Below are 11,344 nucleotides of genomic sequence, written 5' to 3'. Positions count from 1 at the left end.
ACATGATCATCGCGGGCCACATGGGCGCGCTCATCTGCGTCGGCGACACCGAGAACGTGCTCGCCGCCGGCGACGACGGATTCAAGCTCGACGTCTCGTTCACCGCGAACCGTCTCTTCGAGCTCTGCAAGATGGACGGTGCCGTGGTCATGGACAAGGACCTGACCCGCATCCTGCGCGCCAACTACCACCTGAATCCCGACCCGTCGCTGCCCACGACCGAGACGGGCACCCGTCACCGCACCGCCGCGCGCATGAGCCTTCTGACCAAGGCCGTCGTGATCTCGGTGTCCGAGCGCCGCCAGGTCGTGAACGTCTATGTGGACGGCGTCGGCCACGAGCTCAAGACGGTCTCGAGCCTCATGGTCTCGGTCAACCAGCTGACCGTCGCCATGCAGAACACCCGCCAGCAGCTCGACCGCGGCCTGCTGCGTTTGACGAGCCTCGAGCTCGACAACTACGTGACCCTGGGCGATCTCACGAACATCTTTTATCTGTTCGAGACCCTCATGACCGCCGGCAGCGAGCTCGAGGACTGCATCCTGCAGCTCGGCCGAGAGGGACGCACCGTCGCCATGCAGCGCAACGAGCTCCTCGGCAGCATGGACGAGGCGTACACCCTCATGATCCGCGACTACGCGAGCGACTCCTCCGAGGAAGCCGCTCGCCAGATCCGCGCGAAGCTCCACGAGTCGGACAACACCAAGCTCCGCTCGGCGAAGTACGTGGCCAAGCTGCTGGGCTATACCGACGAGCGCGGCGAGGACTCCATCATGACGCCGCTCGGCCTGCGCACGCTCAGCCGCGTCTCGGTCGTGCGCGACGGCATGGCGGACAAACTCGTGGACGAGTACGGCTCGCTGCAGGAGGTCCTCGAGGCCGTGGACGACGACCCCGCCCGCCTGGGCGAGATTGGCGTCAAGAACCCCGGCGTGCTCGCCAACAGCCTCCATCGCATGTGGGGGAAGAGCGAATGAGCGGAGCGGAGGCCCTAACCTGCGCCGAGGCCGAGCTCACGGGAGCACCTGCGGGCGGCCCCGACACCTGCGCGGTCATCGTCGCGGGGGGCACGGGGGAGCGCTTCGGCGACCCGCGCGGCAAGCAGTTCGTTGACCTGTGCGGCCTTCCCCTCATAAGCTGGTCGCTCATGGCCTTCGACCGCGCGCCGAGCGTGGCGTCGACCATCGTCGTCTGCGCGCCGGATAAGGTGGCGCTCGTGGAGCGGGAGGTGCTCGCCCGCCTCACGCTCCAGAAGCCCGTGAGCTTCGCGCCATCGGGCGCGACGAGGCAGGACTCGGTGTACTCCGGCCTCATGGCGGCCCCTCGCGACGCGGAGCTCATCGCCGTCCATGACGCCGCGCGGCCGCTCGTCGAGGTCGAGTCGATCGAGCGCTGCTGCGCCGCGCTGCGGGCCGATGCGTCGCTCGCGGGCGCTATCTGCGCCAACCGCTCGATCGACACGCTCAAGCTCGTCGAGGGAACGCGGATCGTGGCCACGCCGGACCGCTCCTTCTACTGGGCGGCCCAGACCCCGCAGGTCTTCCGCGCCAAGCAGCTCGTCTCGGCGCACAAGGCCGCCCTGTGGGACGAGTACGCGGGGACCGACGACTCCTCGCTCGTGGAGCGCCACGGCGGCAAGGTCGTCTGCGTGGAGACCTCGCGCGACAACATCAAGGTGACCATACCAGAGGACCTCGCCGTGGCGGCGGCCACGCTCGAGCAGCGCCTCGTGGAGGAGGGCTGCGGCAGGCGGCCGGGGAGGGATGTCCAATGACGACCAGGATCGGGCACGGCTTCGATGTCCACGCGTTCGCGCCGGGGCGCAAGTGCATCCTGGGCGGTGTGGACGTGCCGTCCGAGCAGGGGCTCCTGGGCCACTCGGACGCCGACGTCCTCGTGCACGCCCTCATGGACGCGCTCCTGGGCGCCCTTCGCGAGGGCGACATCGGGAAGCTCTTCCCCGATGACGACCCCGCCTATGAGGGCGCCGACTCCATCGAGCTGCTCCGCCGCGTGGCGGCGCTCGTGAAGGGGCGCGGCTGGGGCATCGCCGACTGCGACTGCACCGTGGCCGCGCAGGCCCCCAAGCTCGCGCCGTACCGCGAGCAGATGCGGGCGAACATGGCCGAGGCCATGGGAGTGCCCGTCGACGCCGTGGGCGTCAAGGCCACCACGACCGAGAAGCTCGGCTTCGTCGGCCGCAAGGAGGGCATCGCCGCCTGGGCGGTCTGCCTGCTCCAGAAGGACTAGCCGCGCGGATACTCGTCCCGCGCGTGTATTACCCTGTTTCAGTAGTTTTTTAGTTTGTCGGAGTAACAAGGAGCGCAGCATGCTCGTCTACAACAGCCAGACGCACCGCAAAGAGGAGCTCAAGCCCATCGAAGAGGGCAAGATCCGCATGTACGTCTGCGGCCCCACCGTCTACGACCAGATCCACATCGGCAACGCGCGCACGTTCCTCTCGTTCGATGTGATCCGCCGTTACCTCATGTACAAGGGCTACCAGGTCACCTTCGCCCAGAACCTCACGGACGTCGACGACAAGATCATCAACCGCGCCAACGAGCAGGGCCGCACCGCGGCCGAGGTCGCCGAGGAGTTCTCCGCCGCCTTCATCGAGCAGATGCACCGCTTCGGCATCATGGACCCTGACATCCGCCCGCGCGCCACGCGCGAGATCGAGGCCATGCAGGAGATGATCTCGCTGCTCATCGAGCGCGGCTACGCCTACCCGGTGCCCTCCGGCGACGTGTATTTCTCGGTGCGCTCCGACCACAACTACGGAATCCTTTCTGGCCGCGACCTCGACCAGCTGCGCGCCGGCGAGCGCGTAGAGGTCAACGACGAGAAGCGCGACCCGTTCGACTTCGCCCTCTGGAAGGCCGCCAAGCCCGGCGAGCCCAGCTGGCCCTCCCCGTGGGGAGAAGGGCGCCCCGGCTGGCACACCGAGTGCTGCGCGATGATCCACCGCTACCTGGGCACGCCCATCGATATCCACGGCGGCGGCGCCGACCTGATCTTCCCGCACCACGAGAACGAGACCGCCCAGGCTATGTGCGCCTGGGACAAGGCGCTCGCGAACACCTGGATGCACACCGGCATGCTGCGCGTGAACGGCGACAAGATGTCCAAGTCCCTCGGGAACTTCTACACCCTGAAGGAAGTGCTGGACAGATACCCCGCGGACGCCGTGCGCCTGCTGATGCTCCAGACCCAGTACCGCGCGCCGCTCGACTTCAGCTTCGAGCGCCTCGACGGCAGCGTGGGCACCCTCGAGCGCCTGCAGACCTGCGTGCGCAACCTGCGCTGGGCGGCCTCGAGCACGCCCAAGGGCGGCGCCCTGGAGGAGCCCGACCGCGAGTTCGGCCGCGCCGTCGACGCCGCGCGCGAGGAGTTCGGGCGCCAGATGGACGACGACTTCAACACGGCCGGCGGCCTCGCGGCGATCTTCTCGCTGGTCACGGCCGCGAACAGCTACCTGGACGCCGCGGGCGACGCGTACGCGAACGCCGTGTGCCTGCGCGCTGCGGACACCATCTGCGAGCTGTGCGGCGTGCTCGGCATCGACCCGGCGCGCAACGCCGGCGGCGAGCTGCCCCACGAGCTCGTCGACCTCGCCCGCGAGCAGGCCGGCTACGAGGGCGATTCCGCCGAGAAGGCCGCCGACGCCCTGCTGGCCGCCCGCCAGGAGGCCCGCTCGGCCAAGGACTGGGGCCGTGCCGACGCGATCCGCGACGGCATCACGGCGCTCGGCCTCGTGGTCGAGGACACCGCCGCCGGCGCCCGCCTGCACAAGAAGGCCTAGGCGATGGCGAGGATGAACCAGCAGCGCGGCCAGAAGGGCCGCGGGGGCAATGCGCCCCAGGGCGGTCGCGGCCGCGGGGGCCAGCAGGGCCGCGGCGGCGCCCAGCAGCGGGGCCGCGCGCCCCAGCGCGGGCGCGCCGGGCGCCCCCAGGGGCTCGGCGGGGCGTCCCGTTCCGACCTCATCGAGGGCAGGCGCGCCGTCGAGGAGGCGCTCGCCGCGGGCATGCCGCTCAAGAGCGCGCTGGTCGCCGCGCCGACCGGCCAGGCCGACCCGGCGCTCGAGCGCATCGTCGGCAGGCTCGAGGAGCGCGGCGTGCCCGTCGAGTACGTCCCGCGCTCGCGCCTGGACCAGCTCTCCAGCCACGGCTCACACCAGGGCATCGTCGTGCGCGCAAAGCCCTTCGAGTACGCCGAGCTCGCGGACGTCATCCGCGCGGCGGGCGACGGCGACGCCCTCGTGATCGTCCTCGATCACGTGACCGACGAGGGCAACTTCGGCGCCATCGTCCGCACCGCTGAGGTCGTCGGAGCGGCGGGCGTCGTCATCGCGAATGCCCGGGCCGCCAAGGTCGGCGTGGGTGCGTACAAGACGTCCACCGGCGCCGTGCTCCACATACCCATCGCGCAGGTCTCGAACCTCGCGCGCGCCGTCGAGCGCCTCAAGGAGGCGGGCTTTTGGGCCTGCGCCTCGACCGAGCACGCCGAGGCGGACGTGTGGGGCGCCCCCATGGGCGGCCGCCTCGCCCTCGTCATGGGCTCGGAGGGCTCCGGGATCTCGCGACTCGTGCTCGAGAAGTGCGACTTCGCGGCCAGGCTCCCGCAGCGCGGGCGCGTCGAGTCCCTGAACGTCGCGCAGGCCACGACCGTCATGGCCTATGAGTGGCTTCGTCGCGTGAGCACGGGGGAGTAGCGTGGCAAAGGCAAAGAAGCACCTCGACCTTCTGGTCGTGGACGGGTACAACGTCATCTTCAAGTCGGAGCGCTATATGGCGCGCATGGACCGCTCGGGGGTCTCGGACCCCTTCGAGCAGTCGCGCGACCTGCTCATATCCGATGTCGCGGCGTACGCGAAGGGCAAATACGAGCCGGTCGTCGTCTTCGACGCGGCGAACAATGTCTCGCCGGAGCGGCCCTATACCGAGAGGGGAGGGGTGCGCACGATCTTCTCGAAGACGGGGGAGAGCGCGGACACCGTGATCGAGCGCCTCGTCACCGAGGAGCGGCTTGTGCCCCACGCCGTCACGGTGGTCACCTCCGACTCGACCATCCGCGCCACCGTGGGCGGAATCCCGGTGTCCAGGATCTCGAGCGACGTGCTCGTGCACGACGTCGACGCCCTCGCGGTGGAGTACGAGCACGAGAACGCCGCCCGTCAGCACCAGCGCATGACGCTGGAGGACCGGCTTTCCCCCGAGCAGCGCGAGAAGCTCTGGAAACTCCTGGGACGCTAGCGCTCGCAGCGCGTAGCGGCTATACTCAACAAACCCGCCGGCATGGCTCAATGGCAGAGCAACGGTTTTGTAAACCGTGGGTTGGGGGTTCGACTCCCTCTGCCGGCTCCAGAAAAATATTTGGCCCCAAGACGCATTGTCTTGGGGTTTTTTCTTGCCTAGAACCCCGATGCCGCCAAAATGCTCCGATGAACACATGGTTCTACCTGCGGATGTGCAGAAATTAAGGAGTGGATACGCCCGGGAACGGGGTATACGTTGACAAGAATTTGGAGTGGCCGTAATATTTCAAACCGCTTGCAGGGGACATCGAGTCCCGGCGAGTTCTTGATAACGGAATGGGGATGTGGCACAGCGGCAACTGCGGCGGACTGTAAATCCGCTCCCTCTGGGTTCCCTGGTTCGAGTCCAGGCATCCCCACCATGCCCGTGTAGCTCAGTAGGTAGAGCACTTCGTTGGTAACGAAGAGGTCACCGGTTCGAATCCGGTCGCGGGCTCCATTTTCAAGATGTTCGGCACCATGCCGGTGTAGCTCAGCTGGTTAGAGCACGCGGCTCATACCCGCGATGTCACTGGTTCGAATCCAGTCACCGGTACCAGAGCTTCAGGCGGCGGCTTCGGTCGCCGCTCAGCATATGTAGCAGTAAGTTCTTCCTAAAGGAGGATGGCAATGGCCAAGGAGAAGTTCGACCGTTCTAAGCCCCACGTAAACATCGGCACGATTGGTCACGTCGACCACGGCAAGACCACCACGACCGCCGCTATCACCAAGGTTCTCTCCGAGACCCCGGGCTGCAAGGCTGACTACACCGCCTTCGAGAACATCGACAAGGCTCCCGAGGAGCGTCAGCGCGGCATTACCATCAACGTTGCTCACATTGAGTACGAGACCTGGGAGCGCCACTACGCTCACGTCGACTGCCCGGGCCACGCCGACTACATCAAGAACATGATTTCCGGCGCAGCTCAGATGGACGGTGCCATCCTCGTCATCGCCGCTACCGACGGCCCCATGGCTCAGACCCGCGAGCACATCCTCCTCGCCCGTCAGGTCGGCGTGCCCTACATCATCGTCTTCCTGAACAAGTGCGACATGGTTGACGACGAGGAGCTCATCGACCTCGTCGAGATGGAGACCCGCGACCTCCTCTCCGAGTACGACTTCCCCGGCGACGACCTGCCGATCATCCGCGGCTCCGCTCTCGGCGCTCTCCAGGGCGAGCAGAAGTGGGTCGACTCCATCATCGAGCTCATGCACACCGTCGACTCCTACATCCCGACGCCGCAGCGTGACGACGAGAAGCCGTTCCTGATGGCCATCGAGGACGTCTTCACCATCTCCGGCCGCGGCACCGTCGCCACCGGTCGTGTCGAGCGCGGCGTGCTCAAGCTCAACGAGCCCATCGAGATCGTCGGCATCAAGGATACTCAGACCTCCGTTGCCACCGGCATCGAGATGTTCCGCAAGACCATGGACGAGTGCATGGCTGGCGACAACGTGGGCATCCTGCTCCGCGGCATCAAGCGTGAGCAGATCGAGCGCGGCCAGGTCCTCTGCAAGCCCGGCTCGGTGACCCCGCACAAGAAGTTCACCGGCGAGATCTACGTCCTGACCAAGGAGGAGGGCGGCCGTCACACCCCGTTCTTCGCTGGTTATCGTCCGCAGTTCTACTTCCGCACCACCGACATCACCGGCGACGTGCAGAAGCTCACCGACACCAACGGCAATGACGTCGAGATGGCTATGCCTGGCGACCACATCACCGTCACCTGCGAGCTCATCCACCCCATCGCTATGGAGCAGGGCCTCAAGTTCGCTATCCGCGAGGGTGGCCACACCGTCGGCGATGGCCGCGTGACCACGATCATCGAGTAGATTCAGCTTTTCTCTCTGCTTGATTACCCGGCACCCGTTTGGGTGCCGGGTTTTTCTTTGTTGACGTTGGTGCGCGAGGTCTTGCGTCGCCCATTCAGTACTTTACGGGTTTGTGTGGCGTATGTGTGCACGAGCGACAACTTTGCCTATGAGCTTGACACCTAAAGTATCCCTACGGTAATGTTAACCACCGCGTCACTCCGAATAAAGACCCGGGGTTGACAACGTGTTCAGGAGGATTCATGCGTACTCTGGTTACTCTTGCGTGCACTGAGTGCAAGCGCCGCAACTACACCACGGACAAGAACAAGACCAACAACCCCGATCGCATGGAGTTGAAGAAGTATTGCCGTTGGTGCCGTAAGCACACGCTCCACAAGGAGACCCGCTAAACTATAGCGGTGGGTCTTCATTTACAGGCCAGTAGCTCCAATGGTAGAGCGGCGGTCTCCAAAACCGTTTGTTGAGGGTTCGAGTCCTTCCTGGCCTGCCAGATTTCACCACCGGCTTTCCCGCAAGGGTTAGCCGGTTTCTATGTACAGAACTATTTAGGGAGATCGCCCATGGCGAACAAGGACCGTCAAAAGAGGAGCGCCCGTAAGGCCCGCGCCGAAGAGCGCGCCCGCCTCGAGGCCATCCAGGCGTCTTCTGCTCCTGCCGGGGCATCCCAGGCTGCGCCGAAGAAGGTCGAGGCCACCAAGGCCCCTGCCAAGGCCGACAAGAACAAGAAGCCCGGTTTCTTCAAGCGCATCGCCAACTGGTTCGGCGACGTCAAGACCGAGATGCATCGCGTGACCTGGCCCTCCAAGGAGGAGCTCAAGAGCTACTCCGTGGCCGTCATCGTCATGCTCATCGTCTTCGGCGTCCTGATCTGGCTCGTCGACACCGGAATCGTCGCCGCCCTGGTGGGCTTCACCGGGCTGAGGGGGTAAGCAATGGCCAAGCGTTGGTACGTCATCCACACCTACTCCGGCTACGAGAACAAGGTCAAGACCGACCTTGAGCACCGCATCGAGATCTACGGCCTGCAGGACAAGGTCGTGGACATCAAGATCCCGACCGAGGAGGTCACGGAGCTCAAGGAGGGCGGTAAGCGCGAGACCAAGGAGAACAAGGTCTTCCCGAGCTATGTCCTCGTGCGCATGGAGGTCGACGACAACACGTGGGCCGTCGTCCGCAACACCCCCGGCGTGACCGGCTTTGTCGGTCTCGACGGCAAGCCCACTCCGCTTCGCCGCGACGAGTTCGACAAGATCATGCGCCGCTCTGGCGACCGCCGTGCCCGTACCTCCGAGCCGGCGCCGAAGCGCACCAACATCGATCTCGAGGTGGGCCAGCCCATCAAGGTCGTCTCTGGCCCGCTCGCCGACTTCGAGGGCCAGGTCTCCGAGGTCATGTCTGAGTCCGGCAAGGTCAAGGTCATGCTCACCATCTTTGGCCGCGAGACCGCCGTCGAGCTCACCCTCGACCAGATCGCGACCGTCGGCTAACCAAAGGTCAACCACGCCGGTCCCGCTCCCACGCGGAGGCTTCTCGAGGTCGGCGCTTACATAGCAACGATTTGACGTATCTTTTCCAGGAGGTTCTCATGGCCAAGAAGGTCACGAAGTTCATCAAGCTCCAGATTCCCGCAGGTGCCGCCAACCCCGCGCCTCCCGTTGGTCCCGCCCTCGGCGCCGCCGGCGTGAACATCATGCAGTTCTGCCAGGCCTTTAACGCCGCCACCAAGGACAAGTCCGGCGACATCATCCCCGTCGAGATCACCGTCTACGAGGACAAGTCCTTCGACTTCGTCACCAAGACCCCGCCCGCGGCCAAGCTCATCCTCAAGGAGCTCGGCATCAAGAGCGGCTCCGGCGTGCCTCAGCGCGACAAGGTCGGCCAGCTCACCCAGGAGCAGCTCACCAAGATCGCCGAGATCAAGATGCCGGACCTCAACGCCAACGACATCGAGGCCGCCAAGAAGATCGTCGCCGGCACCGCCCGTTCCATGGGCGTTACCGTCGCCGAGTAGCGTCTCGCACCACGGCACCACGCGCCTTCGCACCTGCGGAGGCGCTTCTCTCTACCAGTGCGGGAAACCGCAGAAGATGTGGGAGGGCGCAAGCCCGCTGACCACAGGAGGTATTTGAATGGCTAAGCACGGAAAGAACTACAACAACAGCGCCGCCAAGGTCGACTCCGCCAAGCTCTACACCCCGAAGGAGGCCATGACCCTCGTCAAGGAGCTCGCCTCCGCCAAGTTCGACGAGACCGTCGAGGTCTCCATCCGCCTGGGCGTCGACACCCGTAAGGCCGACCAGAACGTCCGCGGCTCCATTTCGCTGCCCCACGGTACCGGCAAGACCGTCCGCGTCGCCGTCTTCGCCGAGGGCGAGAAGGCCCGCGAGGCCGAGGAGGCCGGCGCCGACATCATCGGCTCCGACGAGCTCGTCGCCCAGATCCAGAAGGGCGAGATCAACTTCGACGCCGCCATCGCCACCCCGAACATGATGGCCAAGGTCGGCCGCATCGGTAAGATCCTCGGCCCCCGCGGCCTCATGCCGAACCCGAAGCTCGGCACCGTGACCATGGACGTCGCCAAGATGGTCTCCGAGCTCAAAGCCGGCCGCGTCGAGTACCGCGCCGACCGCTACGGCATCTGCCACGTCCCGATGGGCAAGGCTTCCTTCGGCGTCGAGCAGCTCGTCGAGAACTACGCCGCTCTCTACACCGAGATCCTGCGCGTGAAGCCCTCCAGCGCCAAGGGCAAGTACGTCAAGTCCATCGCCGTCTCCTCGACCATGGGCCCTGGCGTCAAGGTCGACTCCTCCGTTACCCGCGACTTCCTCGCTGAGTAACACCAAGGACTTGGGCTTTTTTTGTAGAAGTTGTAGTGTGCTTGACGGGCGTCTTGGGCAATGCCAAACTAGGCAATTGCGTAAGACGCCCGTTTTGCGTGACATATAGCACGTTCCGCTGCCAAAGACAGCCGGTGCCGTAAGGCTCAAAGGGGAGTTCCCGCCTGCCGAGGTGGTCTCAGAGATAGCATCTTCGAGAACCCCGCTTTGGCTGTGCCAGGTGGGGTTCTTTTCTGCAAGAAGGGCCCGCCCAGAAAACGGCGGCTCGTGCCCGGAAGCAGAATCCAAGGAGGTGTAATCAATGCCCTGCAAAGCAAACGTTACTATGCTCGACAAGGTCTCCGAGTCCATCGAGAACTCGAAGGGTGTGTTCGTGGTCAACTACCTCGGCCTCACCGTCAAGGAGACCCAGGAGGTCCGCCGCGCTCTTCGCGCCGCCGGCGCCGAGATGAAGGTGTACAAGAACAACATCGTCAAGCTCGGTCTCGAGAAGGCTGGCATGCCCGACATCAGCGAGACCCTCGCTGGCCCGTGCGCCTACGTCTTCTACGAGAAGGACGCCGTCGCCGCCGCTAAGGTGATCAAGGAGCAGTCCGAGAAGCTCAAGAAGATGGAGTTCGTCGCCGCTATTGCCGACGGCACCGCCCTTTCCGCCGAGGAGGCCAAGGCCTACGCCGACCTGCCGTCCCACGAGGAGCTGCTCGCCAAGCTGGTCTACGTCATCGCAAGCCCGCTGTCCGGCATCGCCCAGGTTTGCGCCGGTCCCGCCCGTGGCCTCGCCACCGCGCTTCAGGCCGTCGCCGACCAGAAGCAGGCCGCGTAAACCTACGCGACTTCTTCGCAAGCACCATCGCACTACCTGCACCACCTCATAAGATCACGGGCGACCGCAGACGGCCGCCCGCTACAAAAGGAGAATTGACATGGCTGTCACCAAGGATGAGATCATCGAGGCCCTCAAGGAGATGCCCGCCCTCGAGCTTTCCGAGCTCGTTCACGAGCTGGAGGACGTCTTCGGCGTCTCCGCTGCTGCCCCCGTGGCCGTCGCCGCTGCCCCCGCTGCCGGCGCTGCTGCTCCCGCTGAGGAGGAGAAGACCAACTTTGACGTCGTCCTCGAGGCCTTCGGCGACAATAAGATCGCCGTCATCAAGGTCGTCCGCTCCCTCACCTCTCTTGGCCTGAAGGAGGCCAAGGAGGTCGTCGAGGGTGCCCCCAAGGCCGTCCTCGAGGGTGCCAAGAAGGAGGACGCCGAGGCCGCCAAGAAGCAGCTCGAGGAGGCCGGCGCCACCGTCACCCTCAAGTAAGTTCTCTTACCTCAGGGTTTCGGCACTTTGCCATCCGAGGGGCCGTGCGTTCGCGCACGGCTCCTTTT

The 11,344-nt window shown here is 65.3% G+C and carries 14 protein-coding genes, 5 tRNA genes and 1 other annotated feature; all 19 genes read left to right on the top strand.

All coding sequences use genetic code 11. From position 1 onward, the window contains the following. Window positions 1–977 (top strand): DNA integrity scanning diadenylate cyclase DisA (gene disA / locus ACT84W_RS03540; protein ID WP_444328215.1); only part of this gene is annotated, 977 nt, incomplete at its 5' end. After that, window positions 974–1,774: a 2-C-methyl-D-erythritol 4-phosphate cytidylyltransferase gene (gene ispD, locus ACT84W_RS03535; protein WP_417576174.1), complete on the top strand. Its 801-nt coding sequence runs from the start codon at window positions 974–976 to the stop codon at window positions 1,772–1,774. The genes disA and ispD, both read left to right, overlap by 4 nt. Continuing rightward, window positions 1,771–2,250 carry a 2-C-methyl-D-erythritol 2,4-cyclodiphosphate synthase gene (ispF, locus tag ACT84W_RS03530; protein WP_417576175.1) on the top strand — a complete coding sequence of 160 codons (480 nt, stop codon included), beginning with the start codon at window positions 1,771–1,773 and terminating at the stop codon, window positions 2,248–2,250. The genes ispD and ispF overlap by 4 nt, the downstream gene beginning before the upstream one ends. Window positions 2,251–2,329: 79 nt before the next feature. Further along, window positions 2,330–3,805, top strand: a complete 1,476-nt coding sequence (gene cysS, locus ACT84W_RS03525) for a cysteine--tRNA ligase (RefSeq protein WP_432291227.1) — start codon at window positions 2,330–2,332, stop codon at window positions 3,803–3,805. Between the two features lie 12 nt (window positions 3,806–3,817). Further along, window positions 3,818–4,714 (top strand): 23S rRNA (guanosine(2251)-2'-O)-methyltransferase RlmB, encoded by an 897-nt coding sequence (gene rlmB / locus ACT84W_RS03520; RefSeq protein ID WP_444328221.1) that lies wholly within the window; start codon window positions 3,818–3,820, stop codon window positions 4,712–4,714. A 1-nt stretch (window position 4,715) separates the two neighbouring features. Next, complete coding sequence (locus ACT84W_RS03515) at window positions 4,716–5,255, top strand: NYN domain-containing protein (RefSeq protein WP_417576178.1); 540 nt, start codon at window positions 4,716–4,718, stop codon at window positions 5,253–5,255. A 36-nt stretch (window positions 5,256–5,291) separates the two neighbouring features. Continuing rightward, a tRNA-Thr gene (locus ACT84W_RS03510) sits at window positions 5,292–5,366 on the top strand. A 229-nt stretch (window positions 5,367–5,595) separates the two neighbouring features. Then, window positions 5,596–5,679: transfer RNA gene (locus tag ACT84W_RS03505), tRNA-Tyr, on the top strand. 1 nt (window position 5,680) lies between these two features. After that, window positions 5,681–5,756 (top strand) — tRNA-Thr (locus ACT84W_RS03500). Between the two features lie 22 nt (window positions 5,757–5,778). Then, window positions 5,779–5,855: transfer RNA gene (locus tag ACT84W_RS03495), tRNA-Met, on the top strand. Window positions 5,856–5,926: 71 nt separating this feature from the next. After that, window positions 5,927–7,132, top strand: coding sequence for an elongation factor Tu (gene tuf / locus ACT84W_RS03490; protein WP_444328214.1), 1,206 nt, complete (start codon window positions 5,927–5,929; stop codon window positions 7,130–7,132). Window positions 7,133–7,374: 242 nt separating this feature from the next. Then, window positions 7,375–7,524: a 50S ribosomal protein L33 gene (gene rpmG / locus ACT84W_RS03485; protein WP_417576180.1), complete on the top strand. Its 150-nt coding sequence runs from the start codon at window positions 7,375–7,377 to the stop codon at window positions 7,522–7,524. A gap of 25 nt (window positions 7,525–7,549) precedes the next feature. Continuing rightward, a tRNA-Trp gene (locus ACT84W_RS03480) sits at window positions 7,550–7,625 on the top strand. 70 nt (window positions 7,626–7,695) lie between these two features. Continuing rightward, entirely contained in the window at window positions 7,696–8,064 is a 369-nt protein-coding gene (secE, locus tag ACT84W_RS03475; RefSeq protein WP_417576181.1) for a preprotein translocase subunit SecE, read from the top strand. A gap of 3 nt (window positions 8,065–8,067) precedes the next feature. Continuing rightward, window positions 8,068–8,622: a transcription termination/antitermination protein NusG gene (gene nusG, locus ACT84W_RS03470; RefSeq protein ID WP_417576182.1), complete on the top strand. Its 555-nt coding sequence runs from the start codon at window positions 8,068–8,070 to the stop codon at window positions 8,620–8,622. Between the two features lie 98 nt (window positions 8,623–8,720). Beyond that, window positions 8,721–9,146 carry a 50S ribosomal protein L11 gene (gene rplK, locus ACT84W_RS03465; protein WP_417576183.1) on the top strand — a complete coding sequence of 142 codons (426 nt, stop codon included), beginning with the start codon at window positions 8,721–8,723 and terminating at the stop codon, window positions 9,144–9,146. 118 nt (window positions 9,147–9,264) lie between these two features. Next, window positions 9,265–9,972, top strand: coding sequence for a 50S ribosomal protein L1 (gene rplA, locus ACT84W_RS03460; RefSeq protein ID WP_417576184.1), 708 nt, complete (start codon window positions 9,265–9,267; stop codon window positions 9,970–9,972). A gap of 103 nt (window positions 9,973–10,075) precedes the next feature. After that, window positions 10,076–10,213, top strand: a sequence feature (ribosomal protein L10 leader region). A 60-nt stretch (window positions 10,214–10,273) separates the two neighbouring features. Then, window positions 10,274–10,795, top strand: a complete 522-nt coding sequence (gene rplJ, locus ACT84W_RS03455) for a 50S ribosomal protein L10 (protein ID WP_417576185.1) — start codon at window positions 10,274–10,276, stop codon at window positions 10,793–10,795. 100 nt (window positions 10,796–10,895) lie between these two features. Beyond that, window positions 10,896–11,276: a 50S ribosomal protein L7/L12 gene (gene rplL, locus ACT84W_RS03450; protein WP_417576186.1), complete on the top strand. Its 381-nt coding sequence runs from the start codon at window positions 10,896–10,898 to the stop codon at window positions 11,274–11,276. The last annotated feature ends 68 nt before the right edge of the window (window positions 11,277–11,344 follow it).

Source organism: Paratractidigestivibacter sp., from assembly GCF_052362415.1.
Classification (GTDB): Bacteria; Actinomycetota; Coriobacteriia; order Coriobacteriales; family Atopobiaceae; genus Paratractidigestivibacter.
This window is presented reverse-complemented; position numbering and strand designations above follow the sequence as displayed.